The 13,385-nt window shown below is 71.5% G+C and carries 15 protein-coding genes; 7 read left to right on the top strand and 8 right to left on the bottom strand.

Annotated features, from left to right (window positions below; all coding sequences use genetic code 11):
• Positions 1-484: 484 nt before the first annotated feature.
• The 5 genes from ACZ7HT_RS15895 (at position 485) to ACZ7HT_RS15875 (ending at position 3,488) form a co-directional block, all read left to right on the top strand.
• Positions 485-1,348, top strand: coding sequence for a helix-turn-helix domain-containing protein (locus ACZ7HT_RS15895; protein ID WP_471165378.1), 864 nt, complete (start codon positions 485-487; stop codon positions 1,346-1,348).
• Positions 1,349-1,363: 15 nt separating this feature from the next.
• Positions 1,364-1,561, top strand: coding sequence for a DUF397 domain-containing protein (locus tag ACZ7HT_RS15890; protein ID WP_471165376.1), 198 nt, complete (start codon positions 1,364-1,366; stop codon positions 1,559-1,561).
• 125 nt (positions 1,562-1,686) lie between these two features.
• Entirely contained in the window at positions 1,687-1,881 is a 195-nt protein-coding gene (locus ACZ7HT_RS15885; protein ID WP_471165370.1) for a DUF397 domain-containing protein, read from the top strand.
• A gap of 69 nt (positions 1,882-1,950) precedes the next feature.
• The gene (locus tag ACZ7HT_RS15880; protein ID WP_471165724.1) at positions 1,951-2,547 is read left to right on the top strand and encodes a YdcF family protein; all 597 of its coding nucleotides are present in this window, start codon (positions 1,951-1,953) and stop codon (positions 2,545-2,547) included.
• A 41-nt stretch (positions 2,548-2,588) separates the two neighbouring features.
• The gene (locus tag ACZ7HT_RS15875) at positions 2,589-3,488 is read left to right on the top strand and encodes a MerR family transcriptional regulator (protein WP_471165367.1); all 900 of its coding nucleotides are present in this window, start codon (positions 2,589-2,591) and stop codon (positions 3,486-3,488) included.
• Positions 3,489-3,535: 47 nt separating this feature from the next.
• On the opposite strand, the gene ACZ7HT_RS15870 is transcribed toward ACZ7HT_RS15875, so the two are convergent.
• Both ACZ7HT_RS15870 and ACZ7HT_RS15865 read right to left on the bottom strand, forming a co-directional pair.
• Entirely contained in the window at positions 3,536-4,408 is an 873-nt protein-coding gene (locus ACZ7HT_RS15870) for an AraC family transcriptional regulator (protein ID WP_471165365.1), read from the bottom strand.
• 133 nt (positions 4,409-4,541) lie between these two features.
• On the bottom strand, positions 4,542-5,324 hold the full coding sequence (locus tag ACZ7HT_RS15865; protein ID WP_471165363.1) for an SDR family NAD(P)-dependent oxidoreductase: 783 nt from the start codon (positions 5,322-5,324) through the stop codon (positions 4,542-4,544).
• 118 nt (positions 5,325-5,442) lie between these two features.
• Here ACZ7HT_RS15865 and ACZ7HT_RS15860 point away from each other — a divergent pair, with 118 nt between their 5' ends.
• Positions 5,443-6,063 (top strand): LysE family translocator, encoded by a 621-nt coding sequence (locus ACZ7HT_RS15860; protein WP_471165361.1) that lies wholly within the window; start codon positions 5,443-5,445, stop codon positions 6,061-6,063.
• A 6-nt stretch (positions 6,064-6,069) separates the two neighbouring features.
• Here ACZ7HT_RS15860 and ACZ7HT_RS15855 read toward each other — a convergent pair whose 3' ends face one another.
• From ACZ7HT_RS15855 to ACZ7HT_RS15840, 4 genes are all read right to left on the bottom strand, one after another.
• On the bottom strand, positions 6,070-7,236 hold the full coding sequence (locus ACZ7HT_RS15855; protein WP_471165722.1) for a serine hydrolase domain-containing protein: 1,167 nt from the start codon (positions 7,234-7,236) through the stop codon (positions 6,070-6,072).
• Between the two features lie 75 nt (positions 7,237-7,311).
• On the bottom strand, positions 7,312-8,061 hold the full coding sequence (locus ACZ7HT_RS15850) for an energy-coupling factor ABC transporter ATP-binding protein (RefSeq protein WP_471165358.1): 750 nt from the start codon (positions 8,059-8,061) through the stop codon (positions 7,312-7,314).
• Entirely contained in the window at positions 8,049-8,810 is a 762-nt protein-coding gene (gene cbiQ, locus ACZ7HT_RS15845; RefSeq protein WP_471165355.1) for a cobalt ECF transporter T component CbiQ, read from the bottom strand. The genes ACZ7HT_RS15850 and cbiQ overlap by 13 nt, the downstream gene beginning before the upstream one ends.
• A gap of 1 nt (position 8,811) precedes the next feature.
• On the bottom strand, positions 8,812-9,831 hold the full coding sequence (locus ACZ7HT_RS15840) for an energy-coupling factor ABC transporter permease (RefSeq protein ID WP_471165352.1): 1,020 nt from the start codon (positions 9,829-9,831) through the stop codon (positions 8,812-8,814).
• Positions 9,832-9,998: 167 nt separating this feature from the next.
• Between ACZ7HT_RS15840 and ACZ7HT_RS15835 the strand changes: the two genes are divergently transcribed.
• Positions 9,999-10,361 carry an SsgA family sporulation/cell division regulator gene (locus tag ACZ7HT_RS15835; protein WP_471165349.1) on the top strand — a complete coding sequence of 121 codons (363 nt, stop codon included), beginning with the start codon at positions 9,999-10,001 and terminating at the stop codon, positions 10,359-10,361.
• A 27-nt stretch (positions 10,362-10,388) separates the two neighbouring features.
• On the opposite strand, the gene ACZ7HT_RS15830 is transcribed toward ACZ7HT_RS15835, so the two are convergent.
• Together ACZ7HT_RS15830 and ACZ7HT_RS15825 are read right to left on the bottom strand one after the other, a co-directional pair.
• Positions 10,389-12,551 carry an MMPL family transporter gene (locus tag ACZ7HT_RS15830; RefSeq protein WP_471165346.1) on the bottom strand — a complete coding sequence of 721 codons (2,163 nt, stop codon included), beginning with the start codon at positions 12,549-12,551 and terminating at the stop codon, positions 10,389-10,391.
• Positions 12,552-12,661: 110 nt separating this feature from the next.
• Complete coding sequence (locus tag ACZ7HT_RS15825) at positions 12,662-13,234, bottom strand: TetR/AcrR family transcriptional regulator (protein ID WP_471165342.1); 573 nt, start codon at positions 13,232-13,234, stop codon at positions 12,662-12,664.
• Positions 13,235-13,385 lie beyond the last annotated feature (151 nt).

Raw genomic sequence — 13,385 nt, 5'->3', positions numbered from 1 at the left:
GTGCACGGCGAGCCACAACGCCCGGCGGCGTTGACGCTGCACCCGGATCCGCTCCCGCGCCGCTCCTCGTACGTGGGGAACGCGGGCCCGGCAGTGGGTGGTTGGCGTCGGTACGACATGCGCCCGCGTGGGCGGCGGACCCCCGCCCAACCGTCGCCGCCCGGTCGGGGGCAGTAACAGCAGCAGGACCAGTCCGACAAGGCGGACGATAGGGTTACTCATGTTGACGCTCCTCTGAAGCGTTGGCCATGCCCCCGGACCGTGCGCGCGGTCGCGGGGGTCTGCCCATTTCGCGTACAGGCCAGCAAGATCACCTCATCGTCACGACATCGCGACGGTGAGTGATCGCGGTCACAGCATGCCCGCACCCATCCAAAGAATGCAAGGCTTGCGAAATACCGCTTGGCGTTCGAACCGAGTTGAGTCCTGACGAGGGGAGCGCGCACACTCGCAGGTACCAGCCCGGCAGAGAAGGGACCGCAGCATGCCGGACAAGCGACCACGACCGCCGACCGTCCGACTCCGGCGCCTGGCCGCCGAATTGAGGAAGCTGCGCGCCGAGGCGGGACTCACGCGGGAGGACGTGGCCGAGCGGACCGGCATCAACGAGGCGACGCTGTATCGCATCGAGCGGTCACGCGCGCGTCCTCAGAAGCGCACACTCGTAGGGCTGTTGGACATCTACGGGGCCGACGAGACCCGGCGCGCCGACCTGTTGGCGCTGCAGAGCGGTTCGAACGACCAGGGTTGGCTACGGCCGTACCACTCGGAACTGCCCGAGGAGTACACCGCGTACATCGGCTTCGAGGCCGAGGCCCGAACGGTCCGCAATTACGAGTCGTTGTTCGTTCCCGGACTCGCCCAGACAGAGTCCTACGCCTCGGAAGTCGTCAGGGGCGTCCTGCCCATGGCCAGCCAGAAGGAGATCGCGCAGCGCGTCCAGGCGCGCATGGAGCGGCAGGCCGTCCTCACCAAGGAACGTCCGCTGCAACTCTGGGCGATCGTGGACGAGGCGGCCCTGAGACGCTCTGTCGGAGGGCGCGACGTCATGCGGGACCAGGCGCGACATCTGCTCGACCTGATGGCCGAGCCCCATGTCACCTTCCAGGTGATCCCGTTCGAGAAGGGCGCGCACGCCGGCATGACCGGCAGCTTCGTGCACATGGACTTCCCTGACGTGGACGACCCCGAGCTCGTCTACCTGGACACCCCCGCCGGTGACCTGTTCCTGGAGTCGGAAGCGGAGATCCGGCGCTACAAGTCGATGTTCGAACACCTCCAGGCGGTGGCGCTCGGACCGAACGACAGCGCCGAGCTGCTGGCTAAGGTTGCGGAAGCGAAAGACTGAGAGAAGGTGTTCGGAGTGCAGCACGACCCGGTCGAGCCCGCCTGGCGAAGCAGCAGCTACAGCAGCGGGAACGGACAGTGCGTCGAAGTCAGGGATGACCGCCCGGGCACCGTGCCCGTGCGCGACAGCAAGGCCCCAGCCGGTCCGCACCTGCTCTTCGAGGGAGAGGCCTGGGCGTCCTTCGTCGGCGCCGTGAAGGCCGAGCGGCTGTAGGACGAGGACGGACCGGCCCGCCGACTTCGGCAATCCATCACCGTCCGGCAGGGGTTTATGCCCGCCCTCCCGGCGCCAGAATCCGCGTGAGGCCCTCCCGACCCCGCGCAGATGGAAGAGGCAACGTGACACCCGAGATCGTCAGCGCTTTCCGTAAGTCGTCCTTCTCCAATCAGCAGGGCGACTGCGTCGAGATGGCCCACACGTCCACGGAGGGAAGCGCCGTCCGTGACAGCAAGGCGCCCGCTGGGTCGCACCTCTGCTTCGAGGCGGATGCATGGGCGTCGTTCGTCGGCGCGGTGAAGGCCGAGCGGCTGTAGGCGCCCGTGAAAGCCGTGATCCCCGAGCCGGTCCGGGCAGACGCCCAACTCCTCTGGGACTTCCAGCTGATGGGCCACGAGCCGCGCCCCTGCTCCGTTCTCGTCGGGCTCGGGAGCCACGATCTCGGCGTGGCCGATGTGGCCGTGGAGATGTACCGGCGGGGGCTGGCGCCGGTCGTCGTGTTCACCGGGGCCACCAGTCCGACGACGCGGGACCGGATGCCCCGGGGCGAGGCCTGGCATTACCGGGAGCGGGCCCTTGAGTTGGGGGTGCCGGAGGATGCCGTGCTCGTGGAGCCCCGCGCCCGCAACACCGGTGACAACATCCGGTTGTCGCGCGAGCTGCTCGCCGAGCGGGGCGTCGGCGTGACGTCCGTACTGCTCGTGAGCAAGCCGTACGAGGAGCGGCGGGCGTACGCGACTGCCCGCAAGGTCTGGCCGGAGGTGGAGGTCGTCAGCGCGTCCTCCCCGATGACGCTCGGGGAGTACGTCGACAGCATCGGGGACGCCCGCCTCGTCCTCGACATGCTCGTCGGGGCCGTACAGCGGCTGATGGTCTACCCGGAGCGGGGGTTCATGATCCCGCAGGAGGTTCCCGCTGCCGTGGTCGCGGCCTATGAGCGGCTGCGGGAGCAGGGGTTCACTCGCCGGCTCCTCCCCGCCTAGGGACTTGCGTCTCCCCTAGGGGGAGGCCCGAGGGTGAGGGCATGGAAGAGGACACCTGGTTGGGGATCGGGGAGCTGGCGCGGCGGGGCGGGGTGTCGGTGAAGACCGTGCGGTTCTACTCCGATCAGGGGATCGTGCGGCCCGCCGGGCGCAGTGCCGCCGGATACCGCTTGTACGGCGTCGACGCCGTCGCGCGGCTCGGGCTCGTCCGGACCCTGCGGGACCTGGGGATCGATCTGCCCACGATCCGGCGGGTGCTCGACCGCGAGGTCTCGCTGCCGGAGGTCGCCGCGGTGCACGCCGAGGCGCTCGCGGTGCAGATCTCCACGCTGCGGCTGCGGCGCGCGGTCCTGACGGCGGTGGCCTCGCGCGGATCGACTGTCGAGGAGACGGAACTCATGCACGAACTCGCCCGGCTTTCCGAGGACGAACGACGTCATCTCGTCGACGGCTTCCTCGACTTCGCCCTCGGGGGGCTCGGCGCCGACGCCGTGTTCGCCGGGGTGCGGCGGTCGATGACGCCCGAACTTCCCGACGATCCCGAGCCCGAGCAGATCCGCGCCTGGGTGGAGCTGGCCGAGCTGTGCCAGGAGCCGGCGTTCCGGGACTCCGTGCGGCGGGCCGTGGAGGACGAGGCGCGGGGCTGGGAGGCCGGCGGTGTGCCGCGGCCGGGGCTCGCCGCGGTCGTCCGCGAGCGGGTCGGGCCCGCCCTCGCCGCCGGGGTCGATCCGCTGTCGCCCGAGGCCGGGCCCTTCGTCCGCGCCGTCGAGTCGTACGCGGACGAAGGGCGGGCGCTCCTCGATCGGCTCGACCGCATGGTCGACCCGCGCCGCGAGCGGTACTTCCGGCTGCTCGCCGTCGTCAACGGATGGGACGCTCCCGAGAGTTGCGCACCGGCCGTCGAATGGACCGTGCGCGCCCTGCGGGCCCGTACCCCCTAGCGCGGACCGACGAGTGCCCTGCGAGCCCGGGGATCCGGGTGCCCCGCTCAGGCCGTGGTGCGGGTCACCGGGATCCACAGCTGGGCCTCGGAGTGGGACGGGTCCTCCTGCGACGGGCGGGTGCGGAGGATCTCCGGGCCCGGGCGGTACTCGTACGGGTTGGACGGCATCCACTGGGCCGCCACGTCGCCCCACATCTGCTGCAGCGCCTGCGGGAACGGCCCCGTGTTCTCGAACACCGCCCACGTGCCGGGCGGGCAGTCCAGGACGTCCAGGTCCTCGGGGAGGTCGGCCGCGGTCGTCACCACCGCGTGGTAGTAGTCGAGTTCGCTCCCTTCCTCGAAGCCGTCCGACTGGCGGACCGTCGCCGACACCACGCCCTCCGGGTCCTGGTCCGACAGGCCGGCGATCCGCAGCATCGTCTCCGGCGGGATGCCGCGGATGTGGTCGGCGATGTGCGGGTTGACGCCCTGGTAGATCAGCGGGACGCGGGCCTTCTTGCCCACGACCCGGAATGCTTCCTTCTCCACGATGCGGTACCGCATGGTGCTGTTCCCTTCGACGGTGAGGCGGAAGGAGAGCCGGGGCTGCGCGTTCAGAGCCGCGCCGGTGCGCCTGGCCTCGCCCGGACCGACGCCGTGCACGGCGCGGAACGCCCGGGCGAAGGCCTCGCCCGATGTGTAGCCGTAGCGGATCGCGATCTCCAGCAAGGTCGGCTCCCCGGCGAGGACTTCGGCCCCCGCGACTGTGAGCCGCCTGCGCCGGATGTACTCCGACAGCGGCATCCCCGCCAGCGACGAGAACAGTCGCCGGAAGTGGTACTCCGACGTGACCGTGATCCGGGCCAGCTCGGAGACGTCGATGGGTTCGTCGAGCCGGTCTTCCACGTACTCCATGGCCTGGTTCAGTCTGTCCAGCAACCCCGGCCTCCTTCCCTTTCGCTCACCAACGTTAGGAAGGAGCAAGCCTGCCGGACCCGACATTCCGTGCCCGCTCCGGTCGGGTCCGGGCTCGGCCCGCCAGGGTCTGTCCGACCCTGATCCGCCGGACAGGCTAGTCGCCCAGTACCTCCGCGAAGTGCGTGTTCACCGCCAGCAGGCCGCCGTCCACCCTCAACGTCGTGCCCGTGATCCAGGAGGCGTCCCGCGAGGCCAGGAAGGCCACCGCCGCCGCCACGTCCTCCGGGGTGCCCACGCGGCCCAGGGGGTAGACGCGGGTCGCCAGGGCCTCCAGCTCCGGCTCCTTGCCCGCCCACGCCCTCGTCGCGATCGTGCCCGGGTTGATCTGGTTGACCCGCACCCCGCGCGGCGCCGCGTCGCCCGCCAGGGTGCGGGTGAGGGACGCGAGGCCCGCCTTGGCCGCGCTGTACGCGTGGTTGCCGAAGTCCGCCTCCGCGTTGACCGAGCCGATCGTGACGATCGCCCCGCGCCCGCCCGCCTCCGCGAGGTGCGGCAGGGCCGCCCGGGAGCAGCGGACGGCGCCCATCAGCGTGACGTCCAGCTGCCCGGACCAGCCCTCGTCGGGCTCGTCCTCGAAGCGGTCCCGGTCGGCGGCGACCGGGGCGAGGGCGTTGTTGACCAGGACGTCCAGGCCGCCGAACATCGTGACCGCGTACGCGACCGCCGCGTCGACCGACGCCCGGTCGCCGACGTCGCAGCGCAGGGCCTGCGCCCCGGGGAGCTCCCCGGCCGTGCGGCGGGCCGCCGCCTCGTCGATGTCCGTGACGAGGACCCGCGCGCCCTCCGCCGTGAGCCGCCGGGCGGTGGCCGCGCCGATGCCGCGCGCCGCCCCGGTGATCAGTACCGCGTATCCCTCGAACCGCCGGGTGAGTTCCATGCGGCGATCACAGCATCCGGTAGCCGCCCGCACCAGTGCGTGTACTCCGTCACCTCACCCTCGCGCCACCGTCGGTGATCGGCTAGGTTCGCAGTTTTCGTCGAGACTTGGGGGAACCATGGGACAGCTGATCGCCGTCGCGGTCATCACCGTCCTGGCCGTCATCAGCCCCGGCGCGGACTTCGCGATGACCGTCCGGAACAGCTACCTGTACGGGCGGACCGCCGGCGTCCTGGCGGCAGTCGGGATCTCGCTGGGCGTGCTCGTCCACGTCACGTACACCATGCTCGGCGTGGGCCTGCTGGTGTCGAGGTCGCCGATGCTGTTCACCGCGATGAAGCTGATCGGCGCCGCGTACCTGGTGTACATCGGGTACAGGACGTTCGTCGCCAAGGCCACCCAGGTCGACATGGACCAGGTGAGCGGGACCGGACTGTCCAGGGCCGGGGCGCTGCGCACCGGGTTCCTGACCAACGCGCTCAACCCGAAGACCATGCTCTTCGTGCTGAGCACCTACACCCAGGTCGTCAGCGCCGACACGCCCCTCTTCCAGCAGGTCGGCTACGGCCTGTTCATGTCCTTCGCGCACCTGGTGTGGTTCGGGCTCGCGGCGGTGTTCTTCTCCCACGACAGCCTGCGGACCCGGCTGTTGCGGAAGCAGGCCGTGCTGAACAAGGTCATCGGGAGCGTGCTCGTCGGGCTCGGGATGGTCCTCGCGCTCACGCCCGCCGTGGCCTGACCGGGCTCAGCCGGTCACCGACCGCACCGCGCGCACGAGCGACTGGGCGCGCGGGTCGGCCGTGACCGTCTTGCGCATGCCGTTGGTGACGTACCCGAAGGCGATCCCGCTGTCCGGGTCGGCGAAGCCGAGCGAGCCGCCGCGGCCGGGGTGGCCGAAGGACGAGGGGCCGAGGAGCGGGGAGGCCGGGCCGTGCAGCATGTGGCCGAGGCCGAAGCGCGTGCCGACGAGCAGCACCTGGTCCGCGCCCGCGGACTCCTCGGTACGGGCCAGGGTGAGGGTCGCCGGGGCGAAGAGGCGCTCGGCGCCGTCCACCGGGCCCAGGGTGGCGGCGTAGAAGCGGGCGAGGGCGCGGGCGGTGGCGACGCCCGCGGAGCCGGGCAGTTCGGCGGCCCGGTAGACGGGGTCGTTCTCGTCGGGCTTGGGGTCGATGACGCCGAAGGCGCGCCGGGTGAGGGAGTCCGGGTCCTGGTAGGCCGCGGTGACGGAGCGCTTGGGGCGGAGCTTGAGCGCGCCGCTGCCCGGCGGCTCGATCTCCTCGACGGGGCCGAGCCGGCCGACGCGGTGGGCCTCGGTGTCGGGCAGGCCGATCCACAGGTCGAGGCCGAGGGGGCCGGTGATCTCGTCGGCGGCCCAGCGGCCGATGGTGCGGCCGGTGACGTGGTGGACGAGGCCGGAGAGCAGCCAGCTGAAGGTGTGGGCGTGGTAGCCGTGGGCGGTGCCGGGCTCCCAGACGGGGGCCTGGGCGGCTATCGCCGCGGTCGCCGTCGGAAGGTCGACCGCCTCGGCGAGGGTGAGCGGCCGGTCGAGGACCGGGACGCCCGCCCGGTGCGCGAGGAGCTGCCGTACGGTGACCCGGTCCTTGCCGTGGGCCTTGAAGTCGGGCCAGTACGAGGCGACGGGGGCGTCCAGGTCGAGCAGCCCGCGCTGGTGCAGGAGGAGGGGGACGGCGGCGGCGACGCCCTTGGTGGCCGAGCGGACGACCTGCGCGGTGTCGGCCGTCCACGGTTCCGTACCGTCGGCGTCGCGGCTGCCCGCCCACAGGTCGACGACCCGCACGCCGTCGCGGTGGACGGCGACGGCCGCGCCGCGCTCGCCCCGCTGCTCGAAGTTGCGCAGGAACGCGTCCCTGACGGGCTCCCAGCCCGCCGCCACCGTGCCCTGGACGTCCACCTGTGCCACCACTCCCTGCTCGTTTTCCGGCTTCCCATGGTGCAACGTGGACGGCCGGGGTCCGATTCCGGGGTGTCAGGCCACCGACTGCGGTACGAAGCCGAACGGCAGCTCCAGGCGGTGCCGGGCCATCAGCTCCCCGTCGGCGAGGATCCCGCCGGTCGGGCCGTCGGCGGCGATGACGCCCTCGCTGAGGATCACCGAGCGCGGGCAGAGCTCCAGGGCGTACGGCAGGTCGTGGGTGACCATGAGGACGGTGACGTCCAGGGTCCGCAGGATGTCGGCGAGCTCGCGGCGGGAGGCCGGGTCCAGGTTGGAGGACGGTTCGTCGAGGACGAGGATCTCCGGCTCCATGGCGAGGACGGTCGCGACGGCGACCCGGCGGCGCTGCCCGAAGGAGAGGTGGTGCGGGGGCCGGTCGGCGAACCCGGCCATCCCGACCTTCTCCAGGGCGCGCAGGACGACCGCGTCGAGCTCGGCGCCCCGGAGGCCCGCCGCCGCCGGGCCGAAGGCCACGTCCTCGCGGACGGTCGGCATGAACAGCTGGTCGTCGGGGTCCTGGAAGACGATGCCGACCTTGCGGCGGATCTCGGCCATGTGCTGCTTGCCGACGGGCAGCCCGGCGACCGTGACGGTGCCCGCGCCGCCGGCGAGGATGCCGTTGAGGTGGAGGACGAGGGTGGTCTTGCCGGCGCCGTTGGGGCCGAGGAGGGCGACCCGTTCGCCTCGGCCGACGGTCAGGTCCACGCCGAAGAGGGCCTGGTGGCCGTCGGGGTAGGCGTACGCGAGGCCGGAGACCTGAAGAGAAGGTGTCACAGGGTCCATCCCAGGAGGCAGATCAGGAGTGCGGTGAGCGGCAGGGCGGCGGCGTACGTCCACTGGGCGCGGGTGGCGGTCACCTCGTCGATGACCGGCATGGTGCCGGTGTAGCCGCGGCTGACCATGGCGAGGTGGACGCGTTCGCCGCGCTCGTACGAGCGGATGAAGAGCGCGCCGGCGGACTTGGCGAGGACGCCCCAGTGGCGGACGCCCTTCGCCTCGAAGCCGCGCGAGCGGCGGGCGACGGACATGCGGCGCATCTCGTCGGTGATGACGTCGCCGTACCGGATCATGAACGAGGCGATCTGGACGAGCAGCGGCGGCAGTCTGAGCCGCTGGAGGCCGAGGACCAGGGCCCGCAGTTCGGTGGTGGAGGCGAGGAGCACGGAGGCGGCGACGCCGAGGGTGCCCTTGGCGAGGACGTTCCAGGCGCCCCACAGGCCGGGGACCGACAGGGAGACGCCGAGGACGGTCGTCTGCTCGCCGGGCACCACGAAGGGCATGAGCAGCGCGAACGCGACGAACGGGATCTCGATCAGCAGCCGCTTCAGCAGGAAGCCGGCCGGGATCCGGGCCTTCGCCGCGACGGCCGCGAGGAGGACGGCGTAGAGGGCGAAGGCCCAGACGGCCTCGCGGGGCGTCGAGACGACGACCACGACGAAGCCGAGGACGGCGGCGAGCTTGGTGTGCGGGGGCAGCGCGTGGACCGGCGAGTGCCCCTGCCGGTAGAGCCTGTGGGCGTGGCCCGCTCCCATGTCAGGCCTCCAGGGCGGCGGTCCTGCGGCGGCGGACCACCCAGAAGGCGCCCGTGCCGACGGCGAGGGTGGCGCCGACGCCGATCATCCCGGCGAGGCCGCCGGAGAGCCGGGGGGCCTCGACGCCCTTGACGCCGTAGTCGGCGAGCGGGGAGTCGGCGGAGGCGTGCTTCCCGACGTTCTTGTCGATGCCCTGGTCGGCGGCGACCTTCTCCAGGCCGTCGGGGCTGGCGGAGGCGTAGAAGGAGACGAAGCCGGCGAGGACGAGGGCGGTGACGAGGCCGCCGATCCACAGCTTCTTCGGGGAGCCCTTCGCGACTGGGACCGGGGCCGCGTCGACGAGCTCGCCGTCGACGCGGAGCTTGAGCGGCGTGGTCAGGCCGCGGGCGCCGTACACCAGGTCGGGGCGGACGGCGACGACGGCGCCGACGGTCAGCATGGTGATGACGGCCTCGCCGACGCCGATGAGGACGTGCACGCCGACCATGGCCGTGAGGACCTTGGAGACGGGGACGTCGGTGGTGCCGCCGATCGCGTAGATGAGGGTGAACACGGTGGCCGCGGCCGGTACGGAGACGAGCGCGGCGAGGAACGAGGCCACGGTCACCGAGCGGCGGGTGCGCGGCAGGAGGAGGACCAGGCCGCGGAAGAGGGCGTAGGCGACGACGACGGTGACGACGCCCATGACGGTGATGTTCACGCCGAGGGCGGTGAGGCCGCCGTCGGCGAAGAGGATGCCCTGCATGAGCAGGACGACGGCGATGCACAGGACGCCGGTCCAGGGCCCGACGAGGATCGCGGCGAGCGCGCCGCCGAGGAGGTGCCCGCTGGTCCCGGCGGCGACCGGGAAGTTCAGCATCTGTACGGCGAAGATGAACGCCGCGACGAGCCCGGCGAGGGGCGCGGTGCGCTCGTCCAGCTCGCGGCGGGCTCCGCGCAGGCCGATGGCGACGGCGCCGGCGGCGACGGCACCGGCGGCGGCCGATACGGGGGCGTTGATGAATCCGTCAGGTACATGCACGTCCGGAATTCTAAGACCTTCCTGCAAAGAGCTCGCAAGAGCACATCACTCACAAGAACCGGCGCACGTGACCCCTCCCACACCTCGCGCCTCCCACGCATGCACCGCGCCCCCGCCGGGAAGGAGTGGGACATTGGTAGATACAGGACAAAGGGTGAGGAGTCACCATGGTTGCCGTAGACGATCACGCAGTCGACGACCATGCCAAGGGACGCATCATCAGCGACGCCCCCCTCTCCCGCCCCGTCCCGGTGGCCCTCCGCTACGACGCCGACCAATCCCCCACAACCGTCCGCTTCGTCTTCCCCGACGCCGTCGAGTGGACCTTCCCGCGCGCCGTCCTGGAGACGGGCATGCGCACCCCGACCCGCCGCGGCGACATCGGCGTCTGGCCGTGCGGCCGGGTGCAGACGGTCGTCGAGCTCCACCAGGACGACGGCGTCACGGTCGTGCAGTTCGACACGACGGCCCTGTCGCGCTTCCTCAAACACACGTACGCCGCCAGTACGTCGTCGATGACGACACACTGACGGCGTCCGTACGGAGCGGGCCGCGGATCAGACCTTCACGAGGTCCGGCTTCGTCGCGCCGGGCTCACCGGCCGGCGCGGCGAGGCCCTCGCCCTCCACGTCCACGTTCGGCAGGATCCTGCTGAGCCACTTCGGCAGCCACCAGGCCTTGTGGCCGAGGAGCGCGAGGACGGCCGGGACGATCGCCATGCGGACCACGAAGGCGTCGAAGAGGACGGCGGCGGCCAGGCCGAAGCCGATCATCTTGACCATCTGGTCGTCCATGCCGATGAAGCCGGAGAAGACCGCGATCATGATCACCGCGGCGGCGGTGACCACCCGGGCGCTGTGCCGGAAGCCGGTCACGATCGCCTCGCCGGGCCGCTCGCCGTGCACGTACGCCTCGCGCATCCGGGTCACGAGGAAGACCTCGTAGTCCATCGCGAGACCGAAGACGACGCCCACCATGAAGATCGGCATCATCGACATGATCGGGCCGGTCTGCTCGACCCCGAAGAGGCTGCCGAGCCAGCCCCACTGGAAGACCGCGACGACCGCGCCGAGGGCGGCGACCACCGAGAGCAGGAAGCCGAGGGCCGCCTTCAGCGGGACGAGGACCGAGCGGAAGACCAGGGTCAGGAGCACGAAGGCGAGACCGACGACGAGCGCCAGGTACGGCACGAGCGCGTCGTTCATCTTCTGCGAGAAGTCGATGTTCATCGCGGTGGCGCCGGTGACGAGGACGTCGTCGCCGGTGGCGTCGCGGATGTCGTGGACCAGGCCCTCGGTGGCGGTCGAGGACGGGCGGTCCTTCGGGATCACCGTGATCATGGCGGCGTCGCCGGCCTTGTTCGGGGTGGCCGGGGTGACCGCGGCCCAGCCGTCGAGGCCCTTGATCGTGGAGACCGTACGGTCGGCGGTCGCCTTGTCGCCGTCCACGACGACGAGCAGCGGGCCGTTGAAGCCGGGGCCGAAGCCCTCGGACAGCGCGTCGTACGCCCGGCGCTCGGAGGTGGAGGTCGGCTTGACGCCGTCGTCCGGCAGGCCCATCTCCAGCGACGCGGCGGGCACGGCGATCGCGCCGAGGCCGAGGACGCCGACGATCAGCACCATCAGCGGGCGGCGGATGACGAAGCGGGCCCAGCGGGTGCCGCCGTTGGGCTTGTCGCTCTTCGCGGGAGCCGTGCCCTTGCGCTGCTTGCGGCCGACGACCTTGTTCCCGGCGAAGCCGAGCAGCGCCGGGATCAGGGTGAGCGCGATGAGTACGGCGATCACGACCGTGCCGGCGGCGGCGAAGCCCATCTTCGTCAGCATCGGGATGTTGACGACGGCCAGGCCGACCAGGGCGATGACGACGGTGAGTCCGGCGAAGACGACGGCGGAGCCGGCGGTGCCGACGGCGCGCCCGGCGGCGTCCTCCTTCGTCCGGCCGTCGGCGAGCTCCGCCCGGTAGCGGGAGACGATGAAGAGGGCGTAGTCGATGCCGACGGCGAGGCCGATCATCGACGCGAGCGTGGAGGTGGTGGTGCCGAGGTCCAGGACGTTCGCGAGCGCGGTGATCGACGAGACGCCGATGCCGACGCCGATGACCGCGGTGAGCAGCGGGAGCCCGGCCGCGACGAGCGAGCCGAAGGTGATGACGAGCACGATGCCGGCGAGGACGATGCCGATGGCCTCGCTCGCGCCCTGCTCGGGCATGGTCTGGAGGGCGTCGCCGCCGATCTCGACGGTCAGCCCCTTGCCCTGGGCGTCGTGACCGGCGTCCTTGAGGGCCTCACGGGTCGCGTCGGTCAGCTCCATCCCGTTGACCTTGTAGGAGACCGAGACGTAGGCGGTGGAGCCGTTCTGCGAGACGGCGTGCGCGGTGTACGGGTCGGTGACCTGGACGATCTGGTCCGAGCCGGACTTGAGCGCGGCGACGGTCTCCTCGACGACGGCCTTGTGCGCCGGGTCGGTCATCTTCTCGCCCGCGGGGGCCTTGAAGACGACGCGGGCGGTGGCCCCGTCGGCTCCGGCGCCGGGGAAGCGCTCTTCGAGCAGGTCGAAGGCGCGCTGGGCCTCGGTGCCGGGGATCGAGAAGGAACTGGAGGTGGGCGTGGAAGCGGTGGCGGCACCGACGCCGGCGATCGCGAGGAGCGCCACCCAGAGGAGGGCGACGAGCCGTCGGCGCCGGAAGGCGGTGCGGCCCAACTTGTAGAGGAACGTGGCCACGGGGGCGTACTCCCAGGGTGTGTGGGACAGGGCATGGGGAGCCGGCCCGACGGCGTGAGCGGTGCGACGTCAGGTGGAGCAGGAGGTGGTGCAGAGGGTGGTGCGGGGTGTCAGACGCCGAGTGAGGGGAGCACGACGGCGTCGAAGTAGGCGCTGAGGAAGGCGCGGTCGACCGGCTGATCCTCGATCAGCGGCCGGGCGATGAACGCACCGATCAGCATGTGCGGGACGAGTTTCAGCGCCGGGTTCCCGGCGTCGATCTCGCCCCTGCGGACCGCTCGGCGCAGCACCTCGTCGAGGCCGTTCATCTCGGGTTCGATGAGCAGCTCGCGCAGCGCCCGGTGCAGTTCGGGGTTGGTGTGGACGGCATGGGCGAGGCCCCGCATCAGTGCGGCGTCCTTGTCCATCTGGCAGTCGTCGGTCCGGTCGAGCATCGCCTCGATGTCGCCGCGCAGCGAGCCGGTGTCGATCTCGTTGAGGTCGACGGGCTTGTTCGCGCGCAGCGCCCGGGCGACCAGCTCCGGCTTGCTCCCCCACTGGCGGTAGAGGGTGGCCTTGCTGGAGTGGGTGCGGGCGGCGACGGCGTCCATGGTGAGGGCGTCGTAGCCGACTTCGCGGAGGAGTTCGAGCACGGCTCCGTACAGCTCGGACTCCCGCTCGGGAGTGAGCCTGCTGCGAGCCATGCGGAACCTCCGGACCGAACGAAACGGTTTCGTACAGTACGAAGATACCCCCGCCGCCAACGAAACGAAACCGTTTCGTACGTGTCCTGGCCCACACGGGCACGCACGGGAAGGACAGAGGAAAGGACACAGGACAGGACGCCCGCATACA

This window comes from Streptomyces sp. NPDC037410, assembly GCF_055602235.1.
The sequence above is the reverse complement of the archived record's forward strand: the minus strand, read 5'-3'. Positions and strand labels throughout refer to the sequence as shown.

Coding starts and splice junctions, on each gene's coding strand:
- ACZ7HT_RS15835 (WP_471165349.1), top strand. CDS start 9,999: ATGGTTGCCGTAGACGATCACGCAGTCGACGACCATGCCAAGGGACGC.
- ACZ7HT_RS15860 (WP_471165361.1), top strand. CDS start 5,443: ATGGGACAGCTGATCGCCGTCGCGGTCATCACCGTCCTGGCCGTCATC.
- ACZ7HT_RS15825 (WP_471165342.1), bottom strand. CDS start 13,234: ATGGCTCGCAGCAGGCTCACTCCCGAGCGGGAGTCCGAGCTGTACGGA.
- ACZ7HT_RS15865 (WP_471165363.1), bottom strand. CDS start 5,324: ATGGAACTCACCCGGCGGTTCGAGGGATACGCGGTACTGATCACCGGG.
- ACZ7HT_RS15895 (WP_471165378.1), top strand. CDS start 485: ATGCCGGACAAGCGACCACGACCGCCGACCGTCCGACTCCGGCGCCTG.
- ACZ7HT_RS15880 (WP_471165724.1), top strand. CDS start 1,951: ATGGGCCACGAGCCGCGCCCCTGCTCCGTTCTCGTCGGGCTCGGGAGC.
- ACZ7HT_RS15850 (WP_471165358.1), bottom strand. CDS start 8,061: ATGGACCCTGTGACACCTTCTCTTCAGGTCTCCGGCCTCGCGTACGCC.
- cbiQ (WP_471165355.1), bottom strand. CDS start 8,810: ATGGGAGCGGGCCACGCCCACAGGCTCTACCGGCAGGGGCACTCGCCG.
- ACZ7HT_RS15875 (WP_471165367.1), top strand. CDS start 2,589: ATGGAAGAGGACACCTGGTTGGGGATCGGGGAGCTGGCGCGGCGGGGC.